This is a genomic window from Malaciobacter sp. (genome assembly GCF_055140965.1).
Map to the genome: position 1 here is coordinate 42,601 of NZ_JBSRRO010000001.1, position 20,414 is coordinate 63,014.

Annotated in this window: 23 protein-coding genes; 18 read left to right on the forward strand and 5 right to left on the reverse strand. The window is 26.9% G+C overall.

What is annotated here, in order from left to right:
• Position 1: 1 nt before the first annotated feature.
• The 3 genes from ACTCCZ_RS00205 to ACTCCZ_RS00215 all read right to left on the reverse strand — a co-directional run bounded on the left by ACTCCZ_RS00205 (position 2) and on the right by ACTCCZ_RS00215 (position 3,376).
• Positions 2–589 (reverse strand): hypothetical protein, encoded by a 588-nt coding sequence (locus tag ACTCCZ_RS00205; protein ID WP_079576837.1) that lies wholly within the window; start codon positions 587–589, stop codon positions 2–4.
• 92 nt (positions 590–681) lie between these two features.
• Positions 682–1,371, reverse strand: coding sequence for a response regulator transcription factor (locus tag ACTCCZ_RS00210; RefSeq protein ID WP_079576838.1), 690 nt, complete (start codon positions 1,369–1,371; stop codon positions 682–684).
• A complete protein-coding gene (locus ACTCCZ_RS00215) occupies positions 1,364–3,376 on the reverse strand; it encodes an ATP-binding protein (protein ID WP_079576839.1) in 2,013 nt (670 codons plus the stop codon). The genes ACTCCZ_RS00210 and ACTCCZ_RS00215 overlap by 8 nt, the downstream gene beginning before the upstream one ends.
• A gap of 240 nt (positions 3,377–3,616) precedes the next feature.
• Here ACTCCZ_RS00215 and ACTCCZ_RS00220 point away from each other — a divergent pair, with 240 nt between their 5' ends.
• The 13 genes from ACTCCZ_RS00220 to ACTCCZ_RS00280 all read left to right on the forward strand — a co-directional run bounded on the left by ACTCCZ_RS00220 (position 3,617) and on the right by ACTCCZ_RS00280 (position 12,641).
• Complete coding sequence (locus ACTCCZ_RS00220) at positions 3,617–4,339, forward strand: DUF4198 domain-containing protein (RefSeq protein WP_079576840.1); 723 nt, start codon at positions 3,617–3,619, stop codon at positions 4,337–4,339.
• A 12-nt stretch (positions 4,340–4,351) separates the two neighbouring features.
• The gene (gene cbiM / locus ACTCCZ_RS00225) at positions 4,352–4,954 is read left to right on the forward strand and encodes a cobalt transporter CbiM (protein ID WP_079576841.1); all 603 of its coding nucleotides are present in this window, start codon (positions 4,352–4,354) and stop codon (positions 4,952–4,954) included.
• Positions 4,951–5,436: a hypothetical protein gene (locus ACTCCZ_RS00230; RefSeq protein WP_079576842.1), complete on the forward strand. Its 486-nt coding sequence runs from the start codon at positions 4,951–4,953 to the stop codon at positions 5,434–5,436. The genes cbiM and ACTCCZ_RS00230 overlap by 4 nt, the downstream gene beginning before the upstream one ends.
• Positions 5,433–6,077, forward strand: a complete 645-nt coding sequence (locus ACTCCZ_RS00235) for an energy-coupling factor transporter transmembrane component T family protein (RefSeq protein WP_079576843.1) — start codon at positions 5,433–5,435, stop codon at positions 6,075–6,077. The genes ACTCCZ_RS00230 and ACTCCZ_RS00235 overlap by 4 nt, the downstream gene beginning before the upstream one ends.
• Positions 6,074–6,724, forward strand: a complete 651-nt coding sequence (locus ACTCCZ_RS00240; RefSeq protein ID WP_079576844.1) for an energy-coupling factor ABC transporter ATP-binding protein — start codon at positions 6,074–6,076, stop codon at positions 6,722–6,724. Before ACTCCZ_RS00235 ends, ACTCCZ_RS00240 begins: the two co-directional genes overlap by 4 nt.
• 74 nt (positions 6,725–6,798) lie before the next feature.
• Positions 6,799–7,557 carry an arylamine N-acetyltransferase family protein gene (locus ACTCCZ_RS00245; RefSeq protein ID WP_079576845.1) on the forward strand — a complete coding sequence of 253 codons (759 nt, stop codon included), beginning with the start codon at positions 6,799–6,801 and terminating at the stop codon, positions 7,555–7,557.
• A gap of 10 nt (positions 7,558–7,567) precedes the next feature.
• Complete coding sequence (locus ACTCCZ_RS00250; protein WP_079576846.1) at positions 7,568–8,386, forward strand: DUF2971 domain-containing protein; 819 nt, start codon at positions 7,568–7,570, stop codon at positions 8,384–8,386.
• 46 nt (positions 8,387–8,432) lie between these two features.
• Positions 8,433–9,359, forward strand: a complete 927-nt coding sequence (locus ACTCCZ_RS00255; RefSeq protein WP_079576847.1) for a class I SAM-dependent methyltransferase — start codon at positions 8,433–8,435, stop codon at positions 9,357–9,359.
• Positions 9,360–9,405: 46 nt separating this feature from the next.
• Positions 9,406–9,900, forward strand: coding sequence for a hypothetical protein (locus ACTCCZ_RS00260; protein WP_079576848.1), 495 nt, complete (start codon positions 9,406–9,408; stop codon positions 9,898–9,900).
• A gap of 1 nt (position 9,901) precedes the next feature.
• On the forward strand, positions 9,902–10,093 hold the full coding sequence (locus ACTCCZ_RS00265; RefSeq protein WP_079576849.1) for a YwbE family protein: 192 nt from the start codon (positions 9,902–9,904) through the stop codon (positions 10,091–10,093).
• Positions 10,093–10,542, forward strand: a complete 450-nt coding sequence (locus ACTCCZ_RS00270; RefSeq protein WP_196778237.1) for a YaiI/YqxD family protein — start codon at positions 10,093–10,095, stop codon at positions 10,540–10,542. Before ACTCCZ_RS00265 ends, ACTCCZ_RS00270 begins: the two co-directional genes overlap by 1 nt.
• Positions 10,543–10,720: 178 nt before the next feature.
• Positions 10,721–11,533: a DUF234 domain-containing protein gene (locus ACTCCZ_RS00275; RefSeq protein WP_079576851.1), complete on the forward strand. Its 813-nt coding sequence runs from the start codon at positions 10,721–10,723 to the stop codon at positions 11,531–11,533.
• A 7-nt stretch (positions 11,534–11,540) separates the two neighbouring features.
• Positions 11,541–12,641: an FkbM family methyltransferase gene (locus ACTCCZ_RS00280; protein ID WP_079576852.1), complete on the forward strand. Its 1,101-nt coding sequence runs from the start codon at positions 11,541–11,543 to the stop codon at positions 12,639–12,641.
• A gap of 53 nt (positions 12,642–12,694) precedes the next feature.
• Here the strand turns inward: ACTCCZ_RS00280 and ACTCCZ_RS00285 are convergent, their stop codons facing one another.
• Positions 12,695–13,450 (reverse strand): alpha/beta fold hydrolase, encoded by a 756-nt coding sequence (locus ACTCCZ_RS00285; protein ID WP_079576853.1) that lies wholly within the window; start codon positions 13,448–13,450, stop codon positions 12,695–12,697.
• Complete coding sequence (locus tag ACTCCZ_RS00290) at positions 13,447–14,607, reverse strand: MFS transporter (RefSeq protein ID WP_228145259.1); 1,161 nt, start codon at positions 14,605–14,607, stop codon at positions 13,447–13,449. Before ACTCCZ_RS00290 ends, ACTCCZ_RS00285 begins: the two co-directional genes overlap by 4 nt.
• Positions 14,608–14,854: 247 nt before the next feature.
• Between ACTCCZ_RS00290 and rpsL the strand changes: the two genes are divergently transcribed.
• The 5 genes from rpsL to ACTCCZ_RS00315 all read left to right on the forward strand — a co-directional run bounded on the left by rpsL (position 14,855) and on the right by ACTCCZ_RS00315 (position 20,407).
• A complete protein-coding gene (gene rpsL / locus ACTCCZ_RS00295; RefSeq protein WP_079576854.1) occupies positions 14,855–15,229 on the forward strand; it encodes a 30S ribosomal protein S12 in 375 nt (124 codons plus the stop codon).
• A 16-nt stretch (positions 15,230–15,245) separates the two neighbouring features.
• Positions 15,246–15,713: a 30S ribosomal protein S7 gene (rpsG, locus tag ACTCCZ_RS00300; protein WP_079576855.1), complete on the forward strand. Its 468-nt coding sequence runs from the start codon at positions 15,246–15,248 to the stop codon at positions 15,711–15,713.
• A 9-nt stretch (positions 15,714–15,722) separates the two neighbouring features.
• Entirely contained in the window at positions 15,723–17,828 is a 2,106-nt protein-coding gene (fusA, locus tag ACTCCZ_RS00305; protein WP_079576856.1) for an elongation factor G, read from the forward strand.
• A 171-nt stretch (positions 17,829–17,999) separates the two neighbouring features.
• Positions 18,000–18,875: an NAD(+)/NADH kinase gene (locus tag ACTCCZ_RS00310; protein ID WP_079576857.1), complete on the forward strand. Its 876-nt coding sequence runs from the start codon at positions 18,000–18,002 to the stop codon at positions 18,873–18,875.
• A gap of 5 nt (positions 18,876–18,880) precedes the next feature.
• Positions 18,881–20,407 carry an AAA family ATPase gene (locus ACTCCZ_RS00315; RefSeq protein ID WP_079576858.1) on the forward strand — a complete coding sequence of 509 codons (1,527 nt, stop codon included), beginning with the start codon at positions 18,881–18,883 and terminating at the stop codon, positions 20,405–20,407.
• The last annotated feature ends 7 nt before the right edge of the window (positions 20,408–20,414 follow it).

Here is a 20,414-nt window from a genome sequence, read left to right on the forward strand (position 1 = left end):
TTTATTTTGAATCAGCTGCATGTTGTTGCAGATATTTAATAATTAGATTTTTTGTATGTGGATCTAATGTTACTTGCTCCATCATACTTTCAATTTGTTGTGGCCATTGATTTACAGTGTATGCATTTGATGCTGGTAAATGATGACACATTGAACAACTTTGCTCATATGTTTTTTTAGCTTTAAGTTTTAATTTATCTGGGTTTTTTGCAATATTTTTTGAATCAATTGTAAAAACTCCTTCAACTTCATGCCAGATTTCACCATAATCATCTTCATGTTTTTTAACTGTTTTAAAAGATTCATTTGAACTTTTTTCATCTTTAAACTCAGCATATAATTCTTTTCTTTTGATATCTCTAAGAATCATTTGTGGATAGTTTTCTAATCTATAGCCTTTTACTTTGATAGTTACTTTACCTGCTTGTTTTTTTACTACGTCAACTGGAGTTAATATAGTTATAAAACCAATATCTTTTCCATTTTCAAATAGTTTTGTTCGCTCTTTAATAACAGAGTCTTGCGCTAAGGCAAAACTTGTAACTCCTAATATGCTTAAAAGTAACAAGCTTTTTTTAAGTATTCCCATTCCTAATCTCCTATATTTTGTGTAAAGAAATATTATTGGAATAGTATAAAAAAAGTATAATCTTTAATTTTTTTTAATAAATTTAATTAGTTTTATTTTAAAGTGAGTTTATATCCAATACCTTGAATATTTTGAATTAGTTCTGTATAGGTCTTTTTTCGTAGCTTATTAATAAACATTCTTATAGCATCAGCTGTAGCTCCACTATCTTTCCATACAAAGTTTTCAATAAGAGAAAAAGGAACAGTATGTTCATGGTGTTTGATAAGTAGTTCTAAAAGTCTTTGCTCTTTTTTAGTAAGATTTATTGTTTCCTCATCATATAAAAGTTCTTTTGCTTCAAAATTATATTTAAAACCATTTTTCAAATCAAAAAATTTAAACTCTTCTTTAAATGAAGAAATTGCTAATATCATAGATACAAGTAACTGTTTTTTATCAAATGGCTTTTTTAAAATACTTTTACTTTTTAATTGTATTGCTTCAAGCATATTTTCATCTGTATCATAAGCAGTTAAAAAAATAATTGGTACATATGAATCTATCTTTCTTATTTCACTACACATTTTCAATCCATTCATTTTTGCCATGTGAATATCTGAAATTATTAAATCAATAGAGTTAGTTTCAAAACAATTTAATCCATCAATACCATTTTTTGCTGTATATACATTTGTAGCATAATCTTGTATGGATTCAACCATAATATTTAATAAACTCTCTTCATCTTCAACTATTAAAATATTTTTATTTTCAAGTAGTTCTTGAATTTTATCATACATCTTTAACTCCAATTTTTATTATGAATTTTGTTGGGTTTTGTAAACTATTTAAATATAAATTTCCATTCATTCTATTTTTTACTAATAAATCACATAAATATAAACCTGTTCCTGTTCCTTGGTTTTTTGTTGTAAAAAATGGTTTAAATATTTTATCTTTATTCTCTTTTAAAATACCTCTTCCATTATCTTCTACACTTATATAAAAATGCTCTTTTTTTCTATAAAGATTGATTTTTATTTTTGCTTCATAAAGTGGTTTTTGTCTTAAAATAAATGATAGTTCATCTTTTGCATTTCCAAAAAGATTAATTAAAACTTGTTTGATATATGAGGGGTAGTTAGTACACTCATAGTCTTTATCTTTATCATAATCAAACTCTAATTCAATTCCGTTCATTTGCATTTGTGGAAAACTTATTAGTATAACTTCTTTTATGATTTTTATTAGATTAAACTCTTTTTTTCCATACTCTTCTTTATAGAAGTTTCTAAATGCATTTACAGTTTCATTCATAAGTTCAATAGTATCTCTTGATCTTAATAAGTAGTTATGAGCTTTAGTTAATGAGTTTTTTTCTACAATCTCTTCTGCATTACTTATTAGCATTAAAAGAGTACTTAAAGGCTGTCTCCATTGATGTGAAATTGCGCTTACCATCTCCCCTAAAGCTGCCATTTTACTATTTTGAATAAGAATTTGTTCATGTTCACTCTCTTTTTTTTCTAAGTATTTTTCATGGCTTATGTCATTTACTGTAATAATAGTACCTTCTAATTCTTTGTGAAAATTGTTTAATAAAGGAGTCATTTGGACTCTATATGTTTTATTATTTCTTTTTAGATTATAAGACTTTACAGAAAAAAGATTTTTTTTGATATCATCAAAACAGTCATTTTTATCTATTTTTTCATTTTTTATTAACTCTTTTATAGTACTTAGTGGTTTCTCATATAAGCTTTTGCTTTTTATATTAAATATTTTTTCAAATACTTTATTTATAAATAAAATATTTCCATTCTTATCTGTTAGTAGTATTCCCCAAGTAGGACTTTTAGCAAAATGTCCTAAGAGCAAATGTTTTTCATAAAGTTTTTTTTGTGTTATAGATATAAATATTATTGTTCCTAAACCTAAAAGAAAAAGTATTAAAGATGATATCAAATTCATAAAAAGTTGCTGATTTAAAGTTTTAAATATCTCATCTTTTTGTAATACAGAAACAAACAACCAATCACTATTTTTAAGTCTTTCAAATGTAAATATATACTCTTGATTGTCTATTTTAAAAGTTTTGTCCCCTTTTTTATTATTTTGAAATGTTTCTAAAAATTTTAATAATTTTTTATCTTCAAAATCAATTCCAAGTTTATTTGACTGGACAATTACTTGAGAATCATTTGTCATTAAAAAAGCGAATCCTTTTTTAAAAGGAAAAAATTTTGAAATCTCTTTTTGTACAGATTTTAGTTCCAAATCACTTGACATTACAGCTAAAAGGTTTTTATTTTTATCATAAATAGGAGAAGCTATACTTATATAAAGTTTATCTTCAAATCCAGCAGAACCAACATATGGTTTAGAGATTGTTGTTTTTCCTTTATTTACTGCTTGAACATACCAAGGTCTTGTTACTGCAATATAATCATCTGTATAATACCAATCGGTTCTTCCTGATATAGTGAAGTTATCTGGATAAGATATATATACACTTTTAAATCCATCCCCTGAAATCATTGCAGTTGTAAGCATCTCTTTTATGGAATTAAACTCTTTAAATCTATCTTTTTTTATTAGTTTTTTTCCCATTGTTTCAACAATTCTTTTTAATGCAGATAGTTTCTCATCAAACTTCTCTTTATATGAATGGACTAATTTTAGTTGTGTATTTATTGTATTATTTAATAAATATGTTTTATTTGTATTATATGTTGCAAAAATTATGAAAATATATAACAAAAAAAACACTACTGAAATAAGAATATAAACTCTATTATGTTTCATTATTTACCTTAAGATAATTTGTAGATTATTTATATATAAAAAGTATAATATAAATATAAATAATTTTACAATTTAGATTTTATATTATATCTATACTCTAATTATGTTCTTAAAAAATAGTTTAGCTCATTTTTTATTATTTTTATATATTAATTCCAAAAATACATAAGAGTTTAAAAAACTTATTATCTTGTAAAAATAATACTATTATAATAATTCAAATTAAGTCTAGGAGATATAATGAGAAATTTTTTAGTTTTTTTAGCATTTGCAGTTGCTGCTAATGCACATTTTTTGACGATGATACCAACAACGGATAATGTTAAGAGTAAAAGTGAAGCTAATATAAAAATAGAGTCTATGTTTATTCATCCTTTTGAACAAACAGGGATGAAAATGGTAAAGCCAGAGGGTATTTTTTTAAATGATAAAAAAAATGCATTAAGTTTAAAACAAATCAAAAGATTTGATAATTTAGCTTGGGAAACATCATATAAAATTAGAAGACCAGGGGTTTACAAGTTTTTTACTGTTCCAAAACCATATTTTGAACCAAGTGAGGGTAAGTTTATTTCTCATGTACCAAAAATAATAGTTAGTGCTTATGGTCTTGAAGATGGATGGGATGAGCCAATAGGTTTAAAATATGAGATTGTTCCTTTGACAAAGCCTTTTGGTTTATATGCAGGTAATATTTTTACAGGAAAAGTTTTACACAATTCAAAACCAGCTTCAAATGTAGAGGTTGAAGTAGAATTATATAATGAATATGGTTTAAAAGCACCAACAGATGCTCATATTACACAAGTTGTTAAAACAGATGAAAATGGTAATTTTTCTTTTGTGATGAACCATAAAGGTTGGTGGGGATTTGCTGCACTTATAGAAGAGGGTGAAAAAGTTAATGATGGTAAAAAGTATCCAATAGAAAACGGTGCTTTACTTTGGATAAAAGCTTATTAGAAAGAAGAAAAAATGCATATATCAGATGGAATTTTAAGTGCTGAGGTAGCAACTACCTTAGCAGTAGTTGGTGGGGCTATGTGTTTATACTCACTAAAAGAGATAAAAAATGAAAATATTGCTTTAAGTGCAGCTATGAGTGCTCTTTTTTTTATAGCATCATTTATACATATACCTTTAGGGCCTACACAAATTCATTTAATTTTAGTAGGTGTTATAGGATTATTTTTAGGAAGAGTTAGTTTTCTTCCAATTTCAATTGCTTTAGTATTACAAGCTACTATGTTAGGTTATGGTGGAGTTACATCATTGGGTGCAAACATAGTCATAATGGCTTTACCTGCATATTTAGTATATTTACTTTATCATACAAAAATCGCACATAAATTAAATGAAAAAATAAGATTTTTCTTAGTTGGATTCTTGGGAGTATTTTTTGCCACAGTTATTCTTGCTTTAGTACTTCTTTTTGCAAAAGATGAGTATTTAATAGCTTCATATGCTGTTGTTTTAGCAAATATACCAGCTATGATTTTAGAAGGTATTATTACATTATTTTTATTGCTATATATTAAAAAAGCAATGCCTAATTTATTAAATGAGATTAAAGTATGAAGATTTTTTTAGCACTTAGTTTACTTTGTTTTTCACTATTTGCCCATAAACTAAATCTATTTACAGATTATGAAAATCAAACTTTATATATAAGTGCATATTTTGCAAATGGTAATGGTTGCCAAAATTGCGAAGTTAAAATTAAAGATAAAGATAAAAAACTTTTGCAAAAAACTTTTACAAATAAAAAAGGTGAAGTTTCAATAGATATAAAAGAAGATAATTTTTATGTATCTGTTGATGCAAAAGGTGGGCATATAGCTACAAAAAAGATATCTTTAAGTAAAGAAGAGAAGCAAGCTATAAAAGATAATAGTTTTAAATCTATTAATAAAAGTAATTTAGAAAAAGAGAATGAAAGATTAAAAGCTAAAGTTAAAGCTTTAGAATCAAAACTTGAAAATATGAATATTTTAAAAACTATTTTTGCACTTTTAGTTATAATAGGGTTATTTTATATATTAAAAAGAGTTAAAAGATGATATTCTCCCCTGCTGTTTCTATTTTAGCAGCACTTTTTTATTCTATTGTTGTAAGTTTTTCTTCTTATGAACTTTATTATTTATTGCCAACTTTTTATATACTATATTTTTATAAAGAATCTATAGTTAAGATTTTTAAAACCTTGGCATATTTAAATGTTTTTATAATTGTATTGGCACTTTTATTAGTTTTTCAAAAAGAGTATGATGAAGCCATAAATATTTATATTAGAACAAATATGATAATTTTATTTAATTTGTCAATATTTTATAAATCAAGGGGATACGATATAGTAAGAGGTTTTTATATTTTGAAATTTCCAAGCAGTTTTGTATCAACTACTTATTTTACATTAAAAATGATTGATAATTTAACAAATGATTTCAAAAATATTAAGAATACTTTAAAATCAAGAGGTTTTGAAGCAAAGACAAATATGTTTACTTATAATACTTTTGGCAATATTTTAGGTATGCTTTTTGTAAAATCAATAAAAAAATCGCAAAAGTTAAAAGACTCTTTTGAAGCAAGAGGTTTTAATAAACAAATTTATTTAAATGATAAGTTTAAAACAACAAAGAAAGATATTGTTTTAATACTTCTTATATTAATTGTAATAATTTTAAAGGTAAGCTTATGAGTTGTTCTATAACATTAAAACAAATATCATATAAAAATAGTTCAAATAAACTTTTTGAAAATGTAAATTTAAATGTTGGACATGAAGAAAAAGTTGCAATTGTTGGTGCAAATGGAGTTGGTAAAAGTACATTAATAAGAATAATTGCTGGACTTGAACATTCATTTGAAGGAGTTTTAGAACTTTTTCATAATAAAATAGATTCAAAAAAAGAGTACAAAAAATTTAGGAGTGATGTGGGATATTTGCCTCAAGATGTAAATGATTATTTTTTGTGCCCTGTTGTGATTGAAGATGTTATGTTTAATTTAAGAGCTAGAGGTGTAGATAAAGAAAAAGCTTATTGTGAAGCTTTGAAAATACTTGAGAGTTTAGAAATATCACATTTAAAAGATAGAACTATTTTTGAACTAAGTGGTGGAGAGCAAAAGATTGTTGCAATAGCTTCTATTCTTAGTACAGAGCCTAAAATACTTCTTTTAGATGAACCTACAAATGCTTTAGATGTAAATGCAGAAAAAAGGATTGTAGATATTTTAAATGGTATAAAAAAATCTATGATTATAGTGTCTCATCATAAAACTTTTATAGATAAATTAGCTCCTACAGTATATACTTTAAATTCTACTGGATTAGAATTAAATTAAAAAATATTAATAAATTACTTTTTAAGTGTAAAATATAGTTTCAAAGTTATAATGGTAGTTATTAAGGAGAACTCATGGAAATAGGAAAAATACTAAAAAGAATTGGTATTGATGATGAGCCTTCATCTATAAATCCTACTTTTGAAAATTTAAAAAAACTACAAGAGTCTTATATCTTAAATGTGCCATATGAAAACCTTGATTTTATTTTTAAAAAAGAGTTTTCAGTAAATATATTAAAGATTTATGAAAAAATAGTGTGCAATAACAGAGGTGGCATTTGTTATGAATCAAATACTTTATTTGTATATTTATTGAAATATTTAGGTTATGATGCAAAGATGATATTTGCAAAAGTTGAAGATACAAGCTATATAGGAGCAAATTATCCACATTTGGCTTTACTTGTGACAATTGATAACAAAGACTATTTAGTTGATGTTGCAAATGGAAGAAATGTAAGAGTTCCTTTAGCACTTGATGAAGATACAATAGTTGAAAGTGAAGATATACAATATCAAATTCAAGCTTGTGCAAATGGTGAGTATGCTTTGATGTATAATTATAAATCTAAAGGTTGGCAAGTAAGATATCAGTTTTCAACTAAAAAAAAGAGTGTTAAAGATTTTTCTTGCGTATTTGAAGACAAAAAAAATTATGAACAGTTTTCAAGTTATGCACCACTTTTAGTAACAAAAGCTTTAAAAGATGGAAGAATAACATTAACAAATGATATGATAACATATAAAGAAAATAGTGATAAAAGAGTTTGGGGAATAAGTTTAGAAAACAGAGCTGAGGTTTTAAGGGACTATTTTAATATTCAACTATAAAAGGCTATTTATGAATAACGTTATTTACCACTACTGTAATATTGATTCATTTAAAGCGATTATTCAAAATAAAACCTTATGGCTTAGTTCCATATATAATTTAAACGATTATAAAGAGATACATTGGATAAAAGATAAAGTTGCAAATAGAATAAAAGAGCTTACAACAAAACATAACTTTAAAAAGTATGAGCTTTTTGAAGAGATGTATTTAGTCCAACATCCTTTAGTTTATGTTGCATCTTTTTCTCAAGGTCAAGATTTATTAAGCCAATGGCGAGCTTATGCAAATGATGGCAAAGGTATTGCTATTGGCTTTAATTCAGAATATTTTGATTATGCAAGTAATATAAAAATCTCTAAAGTTTTATATAGTGAAGAAGAGCAAAATAGACAAATTGAAGAGATATTAGACTCTATTGAAAATCTTGATAACTCTATAATTAAAACAGATTTTAATTGCTTTAAAAAAATATGTCAAGAAACAATTACAAAAATCAATAACCTTGCTGCAAAATCAAAAAGTGAACTTTTTAAAGAAGAACAAGAAGTAAGAGTAATTCATAATCCAATAATTACAAATGACAGAGAAAACTCTTGTTACAGATTTGAAAATAGTATCTCAAATATGAAATTTAGAACTTGTCATGATAATATAATTCCCTATTTTGAACTAAAATTTGATAAAAATAAAGATAATATTTCACCAATTGTTGAAATAATTAAAGGACCTAAAAATAGAGCAATTGACAAAGAGATAAGAATGTTTATGTCAATTAATGGTTTTCATGATATGAAAATTAAAAAATCAAATGCTTCATATAGATAGTATTAATTCTTTCTTTTATATAATTTGTAAAAAATAAAGAGAGTTAATGCAAGATTTTACAAAGCAAAGCATGTTTGAAATATATCAAACTTTACAAGAACTTCTAAAAACACAAAATAAAATTAGTTTTACTGTTTTAAATCCAGACTTTTTAGCCTCAAGTTATGCAGGTGAAGTTGTAAAAATTGAAAACGAAGAGTTTATATATAGAAGTTTTAATTCTTATGTTGATTTAGCTTTACTTTTAGATTGTAAGATATTAACACCAAAATATATAGATGAAAAAAAAGTATCAATAACACTAGAAAAAGTCAATAAAGGCAAAAGTTTTCATAATGAAGACTCAAATGAAGAGAAATATGGAGCTTTATCTACTTTTAATCAAATAAATAAAAATGAAGAACCAGATTTTTTGATTAATTATATTAAGTGTTTAGAAAATACGAAAATATCATCAAGAAAAAAAGTATTAAATCTTGGAGTAAATAGTGCAGGTGAGTTTGAAGTTATAAAGCAACTTTGTGAAAATTTTAATGATATTGAATTTGTGGGAGTTGATTATAGCAGTAGTGCAATAACTCTTGCAAAGGAAAAATTTAAAGAAAATAGTAATGTAAAGTTTTTTGCACATGATATAAATAAACTAGAGCAGTTAGATTTAGGTAAGTTTGATTTGATTATTAGTATTGGAACTTTACAAAGTTCTAATATGAATTTCAATGAGACTTTTATGAATATAGTTCAAAACTATATGGAAAAAAATGCAGCTATGATAATAGGATTTCCAAATTGTAGATGGCATGATGGACAGATGATTTATGGTGCTAAAGCAAAAAATTACTCTTTTTCAGAAATGTCAGTTTTATATAAAGATGCCATGTTTTGTAAAAAATACCTACAACAAAAAAAGTTTAGAGTTACGCTTACTGGAAAAAACTATATATTTTTAACTGCAACATCAATAAGAAAGTAAAATTGCAAATTTTTAGCTATACTTTCATAAAAACAATCGGAGTAAGATGAGATTTAAAGATTTAGAAGAAGAAACAAAAGAGTATTTAAATAAAGAAGTAACAACTCTTTCAAATAGTTTAGGTGGAGTTAATTTCTTTTTACAATTAATCGAAGATATAAAAAATGAGAAAATTAATCCACTTTTAAATAAGAGTTCAACTTTTCATTATAGTAAAGGAAAAGTTTCTTGGAATAAAACTATATATAAAGATACTTTAGTTTTATTATATGAGACAATGAAACTTGAAGAAAAAGATAAAGGTTTTTTTGAAAAACTAAAACCTAAAGCAAAAAAAAATACAATAAATATGATGAAAGCATTAAAACCTATAAATATTGAAGTAAGACCTAAAAATCAAGCTGATGGTGAGGGATTTGACCTTACTATAATTGATGCAACAAATAGTGATGCAATAAAAATATCACTTTTATTTAAAGTAGTGTTTTTTTACAATATAAGTTTTGTAAAAGAGATATTAAATTATAAAAAAAGTTTGTAAAATGGATAATAAAAAAAGATTTGATATAAAACAAGGTATGAATGTAAATATAGTCTTAAAACAAGACCAAAGAAGTGGAAAGCTTACAAAAGGAGTTGTAAAAGATATCTTAACAAACTCTCCTTTTCATCCCCATGGAATCAAAGTTAGATTACAAGATGGGCAAGTAGGTAGAGTACAAGAGATTTTATAATGATTTTATATGTAGATGGCGATGCTTTCCCTAATCTTTTAAAGCCTATTCTTTTAAGAGCAATTGAAAGATTGGCTTTGCAAACTATTGTAATAGCAAATAAAAAAATAAATATTGGAAAATCTTCAAATATAAGTTATATGATAGTAGAGCAAGGAGCAGATGAAGCAGATGATAAAATAGTTGAGCTTTTACAAAAAGGTGATTTAGTTATCACTGCTGATATTCCTCTTGCAAATAGAGTTATAGAAAAACAAGCCCATGCGATAGATCATAGAGGCTTGGAGTATACACAAGATAATATAAAAGAGTGCCTTGCTATTAGAAACCTAATGCAAGAAATACGCGATAGCGGAGAGATTACAAAAGGACCTGCACCCTTTACTCAAAAAGATGCACAAAGCTTTGCAAATCAATTAAACAATTTTTTTCAAAAATATCAAAAATAAAACTCTTTTCTTAAAATAAATTCATAAAATCATAGAAAAATAATATCATATTAAAAGATAGTTGCCTTTTATGTTATAATTATAAAAATAAAATATAAAAGGCTTTACTATTATACTAAATGATAAAACATTAATAGAACAATTTAAGATATTTTGTGAAAAGAATAAACCAAAAGATATGCAAACAGCTGTAAATTACTTTGCTGTTTTTGGTGGATTAGATGTTAAAATTGATACATCAAAACCTCTTAGAACACTTATCATAAGGCATATTTTAGATGAGTATTATGAGATTCAAGAGAGTATAGAAAAACTAACTCAAAATAATGCTCCTTACCATAAAATATTAACAGGGCTTGCACTTGGAGATAGAAGAACAACAACAGCATTTAAAAGAGCTGATGTTGACTATGATGAGGGAATAGAAACAATTTCAAATTTAGCTCATTTGGGAATATTAACAAAAGAGACACCTGTTGATTTTGTACAAAGTGAAAAAATAAGAAATGAAAAATTAAATAAACTACTATTCACAACACCATTTTTAAGATTTTGGTTTGCTTTTGTATCTCCTTTGTATAGAGGAATAGCCAAAGAAGAGTATGATGAGAGTTTTGAAAGATTTAATAACTATCAATTAGAGTTTATGCACTTAATATTTGAACAATTAAGTCATGAGTTTATAAAAAGTGCTTTTGCTGATGATGAGATTGAAAATATCGGAAGATATTGGGATGAAGATAAAAATGATTTAGATTTAATTGCCAAAACAAAAAGTGGAAAAATCTTAATTGGAAGCTGTAAATACACAAATACAAAAGTTAAGAAAAATGAACTAAATAGACTGCATGCAATTTGTGAAAAATTAGAAATTGTACCTGATTGTACAGTACTGTTTTCAAAAAGTGGATTTTCAAATGAACTAAAAGCTGAAAAAGGGAATGCTTTAAAACTATATACAGTTAAGAGTTTAAAAGCACTAATACTTTAATCTACGTATGCTAAATCTTATTGATGAAACTTATATAAATAAAAAAGATAAAGAGCTTGTAGAAGAGTTTCTTTACTCTTTTACTAAAAAGAAATTTATTCTTGGAATTAATAAATATACAAAATCTATTCAAAAACATGTACAAATTGATGGAATAATTGATGATTTTACAAGGGTGCAAAGTTCAAGAAAAAAATCAATTTATAAAATTGATGAGGTACCAAAAGATGCACTTATTCTATCTGTATCAACAGGTAGTCCTTTAGAAGTAAAAAATGCACTTGATAAAAAAGGTTTTGAAAATATAAATTATCTTAGCTTTTATAAATATAGTAAAATAGATAAAGAACTTTTAGTAAAACCACCTTTTATAACTGACTTTGAAGATGATTTCAAAAATAATAAAGTAGAGTATGAAAAAGTTTACAATCTACTTTGTGATGAAAAGTCAAAAGAGATTTTTACAAAAGTAATAAATTTTAAGATAAGTTTTGATTTTGATTTTATGCAAGGATTTATAAATAATCACAAAGAACAATACTTTGATAAAGAGTTAGTACCAAATATCAAAGATATAGTTTTTCTTGATGGTGGTTCTTATGTGGGTGATACTATTCCTCAAATCATAAGTAATTTCCCTGATTTTAAAAAAATATATTGTATTGAACCAAATAATTTACATATAAATATAGCAAAAAAGAATTTTTCTAAATATAAAAATATTGAGTTTATAAATTGTGGATTAGGAAATAAAAAAATAGAAAATATGACAAATCAAAAACTACAAAATAACTGCGCACATGATTATCAAGCATCAAATATAAATACAATAGATAATTTGATAAATGAAAAAATCGATTTTATAAAGCTAGATATAGAAGGTGCAGAACAAGATGCTTTAATTGGAGCAAAAAATACAATAAAAGAAAACCAAGCAATCCTTGCTATTTGTATATATCATAAAGCACAAGATTGGTATAAAATTCCTCAAATAGTACTAGATATCAATCCAAATTATAAAATTTATCTAAGACATTATATGGAAGGTATTTTTGAAACGGTTATGTATTTTATACCACTAAATAGTGATTTTTATAAGAGTTATTAGAAAATAATAAATAATTACAAAAAACGAAGAGGATTAGCTTTTCAAGAGCAATCTTATTTACAAAATTTTTCAATTTCACTTGCAAAATATACAGGACACTCTATCATTGGATAGTGTCCTGCTTCCATGCATTCTATTATCTCAAAATCATTATAATACTTTTCAAACTGTTTTTTGATACTAGTTTTATTAAAAGCTGGTAAGTCATGATAACCTAGCATTATTTTGATTGGTATATCTATATTTTTTACTTCATTTATAAAATCAGTTGTTAAATACATATTCATATATCCAGTTCTAGCTTCTAAAGTTGAAGAAGTATATCCCATTTTGATTCTATAATTTTTCCAAGCTTGATTGTATCTTTTACTTGCACTTTGTACTACTTGCTCAATTAGCTCTTTATTATCTTTCATCTTTTCTATTAGCTTAGCTTGGGCTTGGGGTTTCATTTTTATGCCAGCAGCTGAAATTGGTGTAATTAAAATTAGTTGTTTGATTCTATTATCAATTAGGGCTACTTTTTGAGCTATCATTGTAGACATTGAATGAGCTAATAAATTTACTTCTTTTAAGTTTAGTTTTGTGATTAGATTCTTAATATCATTTGAAGCTTCATCACAAGTATAATCACCCTTTAACTCTTTTGATAAGCCATAACCTCTTAAGTCAATAAAATAGTATGTGAAATCTTTTGTATTTAAATATGGAAGTATTGCTTCATAGTTTCTGCAATCTCCCATAAGTTCGTGTAGGAAGAAAATTGTTTTATTTCCTGAGCCTACTTTTTTATAAGCTAGTGTTATCATATATTATCTTTTAATTTATATTTTTTTAGAAAAAGTAAACATAATCCTACTCCAATTAATGCCATAAATGCACCACTAAGAGCTGGATAGTTATAACTTAAACCTAAAAATAGTGGAATACCACCTAAAAATGCACCTATTGAATTAGCAACATTAAATGCAGCTTGTAAAAAAGCAGCACCAAGCATAGCAGAATGTTTTGCACTATTTAACATAATTATATTTATTGGTGAACCAATTGACATGGCAAACGCTCCACAAATAAATGTAAGTATTATTGAGATAATTTTATTTTCCGATAGAAAAAATACAAGTAAAAGTGATATGGTCATCATTGATAGAAGAAAAATTGCCACTTTGATAGGATCTCTTTTATCTGCTAAATATCCACCCATAATATTTCCTACAACCATTCCAAGTCCAGCTACAACCATCATATATGAAATGTTTTTTTCATCAAAGTTTGAAACATGAATTAAAAGTGGTGCTATATAACTAAACCAAGCAAATAATCCTCCAAAACCTGTTGCTACAATAGCTAATATATGCCAAGATTTGATTGTCTTAAAAAAGACTAATTCATCTTTTAGTGTAACAGTTTTTAGAACTTTTTGTTTTGGTAAAAAATTGTATAAAGAGATTATTGTAAGCATACCAATAAAAGAGACAATACCAAAGGCATATCTCCAATCATATGTATGACCTATATATGTTACAAGTGGAACCATAAAAACATTTGCAAGGGTTAAACCTGTAATCATTGAGGCAATTGCTTGTGCAACTTTACCATCTTTAGCTAATTTTGAAGCAACAACAGTTCCAACTCCAAAAAACGCACCATGTGGTAAGCCACTGAAAAATCTAGCAATCATAAGCGTTGAGTAATCAGGCGCAATTGTTGATATAAAGTTAAACATTGTAAATAAAATCATAAAAGCTATTAAAATATTTTTAGGGGGAAATTTAGCACTTAGTGCAACTAAAATTGGAGCACCAATTACTACTCCTAATGCATAAGATGATATTAAGTGTCCTGCAACAGGAATTGTAATATTTAAATCATTTGCAACATCTGGTAATAATCCCATAATTGCAAATTCTGTTGTGCCAATGGCAAGCCCGCCTAAGGCTAATGGAAATAGTTGTTTTGTCATCATAAAATATTCTTTGTATTAATTTTTGCGAATTATAGTAATAATAGTTTAAAATAAAATAATAATTTTGTAAAAACAGTATTTATTTTAAACTAAGTACTGTTTAAGATTAAATTAAGTATAATCACGAACTTTTTTAGAAAACTTCACGTTTCCTAGAATGGTAGTATCGTTTCAACAATATGTTGATTTGCACGAGAAGCATGAGCATTGCTTTAATTGCTCAAACCAATTTATATAAAGGGAAAAAATGCCTACTATCAATCAATTGATTAGAAAAGAGCGAAAAAAGGTGATTAAAAAATCTAAATCACCAGCATTAGAAAAATGTCCACAAAGAAGAGGGGTATGTACAAGAGTATATACTACAACTCCAAAGAAACCTAACTCGGCTTTAAGAAAAGTTGCAAAAGTTAGATTAACAACAGGTTATGAAGTAATTTCATATATTGGTGGTGAAGGTCACAACTTACAAGAACACTCTATCGTATTAGTTAGAGGGGGAAGAGTTAAGGATTTACCTGGTGTTAAGTATCACGTTGTAAGAGGTGCTTTAGATACAGCTGGTGTTGCAAACAGAACTGTTGCAAGATCTAAATACGGTACTAAAAGACCTAAGAAATAAGTAGAAGGATAAGAAAATGAGAAGAAGAAAAGCTCCAGTTAGAGAAATTATGGCTGATCCTATCTACAATAGTAAAGTGATCACAAAATTCATTAATACTGTTATGTTAGATGGTAAAAAGTCAGTAGCAGAAAAAATTATGTATGGTGCAATTGCAAACTTAGATGCTAGAGGTGAAGAAGCTGGTATTGAACTGTTTGAAAAAGCAATTGAAAATGTTAAACCACTTTTAGAAGTTAAATCTAGAAGAGTTGGTGGAGCAACTTACCAAGTTCCTGTTGAAGTTAGATCTGTAAGAAGACAAACTTTAGCATTAAGATGGATAGTAGAAGCTTCAAGAAAAAGAAACGAAAGAACTATGGTTGAGAGATTAGCTAATGAGTTATTCGAAGCAGCGAACGAAAGAGGTGCATCATTCAAGAAGAAAGAAGATATGCATAGAATGGCAGAAGCTAACAAAGCATTTGCACACTATAGATGGTAGGAATTATTTATGGCTAGAAAAACACCACTTAGAAGAGTTAGAAATATCGGTATTGCAGCGCACATTGATGCAGGTAAAACAACAACTACTGAAAGAATTTTATTCTATACAGGAGTTTCTCACAAAATTGGTGAGGTTCATGATGGTGCTGCAACAATGGACTGGATGGAACAAGAGCAAGAAAGAGGTATTACAATTACTTCTGCTGCTACAACTTGTTTTTGGCCACACCCTAAAACAAATGAGCAACTACAAATAAACATTATTGACACTCCAGGTCACGTTGACTTTACAATTGAAGTTGAAAGATCAATGAGAGTTCTTGATGGTGCAGTTGCAGTATTTTGTTCAGTAGGTGGGGTTCAACCACAATCTGAAACTGTTTGGAGACAAGCTAACAAATATAAAGTACCAAGAATGATATTCGTTAATAAAATGGATAGAACTGGTGCTGATTTTTTTAATGTTGAAAAACAAGTAAATGAAAGATTAAAAGCTAATCCTGTTCCAATTCAAATACCAATTGGTGCAGAAGAGAACTTCCAAGGTGTAGTTGATTTAGTAAAAATGAAAGCTTTAGTATGGGATGATGATGCTGCAATGGGTTCTGCTTATTCAGAAGAAGAAATTCCAGCTGAATTATTAGAGCAAGCACAAGAGTATAGAGAAAAGATGATTGAAGCTGCTGCTGAATCTTCAGAAGAATTAATGGAAAAATATTTTGAAGAAGGTGATTTAACAGAAGAAGAGATTATTTCTGGTCTTAAAGCTGGTTGTTTAGCTATGAATATTACTCCAATGACTTGTGGTACTGCTTTTAAAAATAAAGGTGTTCAAACTTTACTTGATGCAGTTGCTACATACTTACCAGCTCCAACAGAAGTTGCAGATATTAGAGGTGAAACTCAAGATGGTGAAGCTGTAATTGTTCCATCAACTGATGAGGGTGAAGTTGCAGCATTAGCATTTAAAATTATGACAGACCCATTTGTTGGACAGTTAACATTTGCAAGAGTTTATAGAGGTGTTTTAGAATCTGGAACATATGTAGTAAACTCAACAAAAATGAAAAAAGAGAGAATCGGAAGATTACTTAAAATGCACTCAAATAATAGAGAAGAAGTTTCTCAATTATATGCTGGTGAAATTGGTGCAGTAGTTGGTCTTAAATCAACTGTTACAGGTGATACATTAGCTTCTGAAAAAGATCCAGTTATCTTAGAAAGAATGGAATTCCCAGATCCAGTTATTTCTGTTGCTGTTGAGCCAAAAACTAAAGCAGACCAAGAAAAAATGGGTATTGCATTAGGTAAATTAGCTGAAGAAGATCCATCATTTAGAGTTGCAACTGATGAAGAGTCTGGACAAACTATTATTTCAGGAATGGGTGAGTTACACTTAGAAATTCTTGTAGATAGAATGAAAAGAGAATTTAAAGTTGAAGCTGAAGTTGGTGCTCCACAAGTTGCTTATAGAGAAACAATTAAAAACCAAATTAAAAATGAATTTAAATACGCAAAACAATCTGGTGGTAAAGGTCAATATGGTCACGTATATTTAGATATTAAACCATTAGTTGATTCAGAAGATAACTTTAAATTCAACAACGCAATTAAGGGTGGGGTTGTACCAAAAGAGTATATTCCTGCTGTTCAAAAAGGTTGTGAGGAAGCTATGCAAGGTGGTATCCTAGCTGGTTATCCAATGGTTAATATTGAAGTTACATTATATGATGGTTCTTACCATGATGTTGACTCATCTGAGATGGCCTTTAAATTAGCTGCATCTATGGGTTTCAAAGAAGCTTGTAGAAAAGCTGAAGCACAAGCTATAATCTTAGAACCAATGATGAAAGTTGAAATTGAAACTCCTGAAGAGTATATGGGAGATGTTATTGGTGATGTTAACAAAAGAAGAGGACAAGTTCAATCAATGGATGATAGAGCTGGTGTTAAACTAGTTACTGCAATGATTCCATTATCTGAAATGTTTGGATACTCAACTGACTTAAGATCAATGTCTCAAGGTAGAGCAACTTACTCTATGTTATTTGATTCTTATCAAGAAGTTCCAAAAAATGTTTCTGAAGAAATCATTAAAAAAAGAAACGGTTAATAAGTTTAAATAAAAGATTATTTATACTTTTATAACTTCTACAAAAAAGCCTACTTGAAAAAGTAGGCTTTTTTTATTTCTACATAATCCATAAAATATTACAATTTGTTAGATTAAAGCAGTTTTATTAACATTTTAGATAGAATTATCTTAAATTTAAAAGAAGCGGATATGGGTTTGAAATCAACAATTACAAAAGAAAAACTAAAATCAAAATCAAAAGCGGGAATAGTTTTAAGACCTTCTACTCCTGAAATAAAAGATGACTATATGAAAATAAAAGGATATTTTGAAAAACAAAATATTGAAATATTTTTGGAAAAAAATAGTGCAAATATGATTGATGAAGAGGGTATTGAACTTGATATCTTATGTGATACAGTTGATTTTTTGGTCTCAATAGGTGGTGATGGAACTTTAATTTCAGTTGTTAGAAGAACTTTTAGATCTGGGAAACCAGTACTTGGTATTAATCTTGGAACTTTGGGTTTTTTAACAGATGTTAGTTTAAATGAACTTGAATCATTTCTACAAAACTTATCTGATGATGAAAATTATAGAATTGATAGTAGAATGATGATAAAAGGAAATGCAAATTTACAAAACTTTTTTGCGTTTAATGATATAGTTATATCAAGAAATTCATTATCTTCAATGATTAAAGTTGATGCAAAAATTGATGGTAAACCTTTTAATTCTTATTATGGGGATGGAATAATTATTTCTTCTCCTACTGGCTCAACTGCTTATAATTTATCTGTTGGTGGACCCTTGGTTTATCCATTGACAGATGCATTTATTGTAACGCCTGTTGCTCCACACTCATTAACTCAAAGACCTTTAGTATTACCAGCTGATTTTGAAATAGAGTTTACAATAACAGACAATCAAGGAGCAATGGTAATTGTTGATGGACAAGATATATATGAAGTAGAGCAGAATCAATCAATAAAGATTCAAATTGCATCAAAAAAAGCAAAGCTTCTTCATAGAAAAGAGAGAAACTATTTTGAAGTATTAAACGAAAAATTACAATGGGGAAATTAATATAAATGATTAGTAGAATATACCTAAAAGATTTTTTATCTTTTAATGAAGTTGATTTAGAGTTTGATAAGGGTTTAGTAGTTTTTACTGGACCTAGTGGTGCTGGAAAGTCAGTTTTAATGGAATCTATTTTATCGTTATTTGCAATACAAGAAGCAAAAGCCAAGCTTGGTGAAGTTGTTCTTAAAAGTTCCATTAAAGATGAAGATTTTGATATTGATATTGATGATGAAATCGTAATAAAAGAGATAAAAAAAGACAAAACTAGGTATTTGTTAAACAATCAAACAGTATCAAAAAAAAGACTTCAACTTTTTTCTTCAAGTCTAATTAAGCATCTTAGCTTAAAAGATAAGACTGACTTTGAAAGTACTAAATTACTTAATTTTTTAGATTTGCTTTCAAAAACTAAGAATAAAAATTTTACGAAGTTAAAAGATGATTTTTCAAAATCATATAAACAATTATGCATATTAAATAAAGAGTTAAAAAAGCTAATTGATGATGAATTAAAAGTAGAAGAGTTAAAAGAGTTTGCAAAATTTGAGATTGACAAAATTGAATCAATTGATCCTAAGATTGATGAATATGATGAACTTATGGATATTAAAAAGAAACTTTCTAAAAAAGATAAAATTGAAGATGCAATAAAAAGTGCTTCTGCAATATTTGAAAATTCTCATCAAGTATCTAATGCATTGGAACTTTTAGAAGTAAATAGTTCTTTTTTTGATGATGCAATAAATGAGTTAAATAATCATTTTGAAAGATTTAATGATTCACTATTTGAACTTGAAGAGTTAGATATTGAAAATGTTTTAGATAGAATTGAAAAACTATCTTCTTTACAAAAAAGATTTGGTTCTATTAAAGAAGCAATTGAGTATAAAGAACAAAAAAAGCAAGATTTACAAAAATATGAGAATTTAACTTTTGAAAAAACAAAACTTGAAAAAGATATTGAAATATTAGAGCATAATGTAAAAGAGTTAGCTTTTCAAATTAGTCAGCATAGAAAAAAATCTGTAAAAGAGCTAGAAAAACGAATAAATCATTACTTAAAATTTTTGTATCTTTCAAATGCGAAAATTATAATAAATGAAAAACAGCTAGATTCAAATGGTATAGACGAAGTTGTATTTGAACTAAATGGTGTTGATTTAGATACTATTAGTAGTGGTGAATTCAATAGATTAAGACTTGCTTTGTTAACTTCAATGAGTGAGTTTCAAATAGTTAAAAATGGAGTACTATTTTTAGATGAAATTGATGCAAATTTAAGTGGAAAAGAGAGCTCTGCAATTGCAACAGTATTGACACAACTTGCTAAATCTTATCAAATATTTGCTATTTCTCATCAACCTCAGTTAACTTCAAGTGCTAATCAACACTTTTTAGTAGATAAAGTTAATCAAAAATCAAAAGTTAAAGTTTTAAATAAAGAAGAAAGAATAGATGAAATTTCAAGAATGATTAGTGGCGAAGATATTACAAAAGAGGCTTTAGAGTTTGCCAAAAATCTTTTAGAGTAAAGCTATA

Coding starts and splice junctions, on each gene's coding strand:
- ACTCCZ_RS00315 (WP_079576858.1), top strand. CDS start 18,881: ATGATTAGTAGAATATACCTAAAAGATTTTTTATCTTTTAATGAAGTT.
- ACTCCZ_RS00240 (WP_079576844.1), top strand. CDS start 6,074: ATGAGTTGTTCTATAACATTAAAACAAATATCATATAAAAATAGTTCA.
- ACTCCZ_RS00250 (WP_079576846.1), top strand. CDS start 7,568: ATGAATAACGTTATTTACCACTACTGTAATATTGATTCATTTAAAGCG.
- fusA (WP_079576856.1), top strand. CDS start 15,723: ATGGCTAGAAAAACACCACTTAGAAGAGTTAGAAATATCGGTATTGCA.
- ACTCCZ_RS00310 (WP_079576857.1), top strand. CDS start 18,000: ATGGGTTTGAAATCAACAATTACAAAAGAAAAACTAAAATCAAAATCA.
- rpsG (WP_079576855.1), top strand. CDS start 15,246: ATGAGAAGAAGAAAAGCTCCAGTTAGAGAAATTATGGCTGATCCTATC.
- ACTCCZ_RS00230 (WP_079576842.1), top strand. CDS start 4,951: ATGAAGATTTTTTTAGCACTTAGTTTACTTTGTTTTTCACTATTTGCC.
- ACTCCZ_RS00290 (WP_228145259.1), bottom strand. CDS start 14,607: ATGATGACAAAACAACTATTTCCATTAGCCTTAGGCGGGCTTGCCATT.
- ACTCCZ_RS00215 (WP_079576839.1), bottom strand. CDS start 3,376: ATGAAACATAATAGAGTTTATATTCTTATTTCAGTAGTGTTTTTTTTG.
- ACTCCZ_RS00255 (WP_079576847.1), top strand. CDS start 8,433: ATGCAAGATTTTACAAAGCAAAGCATGTTTGAAATATATCAAACTTTA.
- ACTCCZ_RS00270 (WP_196778237.1), top strand. CDS start 10,093: ATGATTTTATATGTAGATGGCGATGCTTTCCCTAATCTTTTAAAGCCT.
- ACTCCZ_RS00285 (WP_079576853.1), bottom strand. CDS start 13,450: ATGATAACACTAGCTTATAAAAAAGTAGGCTCAGGAAATAAAACAATT.
- ACTCCZ_RS00220 (WP_079576840.1), top strand. CDS start 3,617: ATGAGAAATTTTTTAGTTTTTTTAGCATTTGCAGTTGCTGCTAATGCA.
- ACTCCZ_RS00205 (WP_079576837.1), bottom strand. CDS start 589: ATGGGAATACTTAAAAAAAGCTTGTTACTTTTAAGCATATTAGGAGTT.
- ACTCCZ_RS00280 (WP_079576852.1), top strand. CDS start 11,541: ATGCTAAATCTTATTGATGAAACTTATATAAATAAAAAAGATAAAGAG.
- ACTCCZ_RS00265 (WP_079576849.1), top strand. CDS start 9,902: ATGGATAATAAAAAAAGATTTGATATAAAACAAGGTATGAATGTAAAT.
- ACTCCZ_RS00245 (WP_079576845.1), top strand. CDS start 6,799: ATGGAAATAGGAAAAATACTAAAAAGAATTGGTATTGATGATGAGCCT.
- ACTCCZ_RS00235 (WP_079576843.1), top strand. CDS start 5,433: ATGATATTCTCCCCTGCTGTTTCTATTTTAGCAGCACTTTTTTATTCT.
- ACTCCZ_RS00275 (WP_079576851.1), top strand. CDS start 10,721: ATGCAAACAGCTGTAAATTACTTTGCTGTTTTTGGTGGATTAGATGTT.
- cbiM (WP_079576841.1), top strand. CDS start 4,352: ATGCATATATCAGATGGAATTTTAAGTGCTGAGGTAGCAACTACCTTA.
- ACTCCZ_RS00210 (WP_079576838.1), bottom strand. CDS start 1,371: ATGTATGATAAAATTCAAGAACTACTTGAAAATAAAAATATTTTAATA.
- ACTCCZ_RS00260 (WP_079576848.1), top strand. CDS start 9,406: ATGAGATTTAAAGATTTAGAAGAAGAAACAAAAGAGTATTTAAATAAA.
- rpsL (WP_079576854.1), top strand. CDS start 14,855: ATGCCTACTATCAATCAATTGATTAGAAAAGAGCGAAAAAAGGTGATT.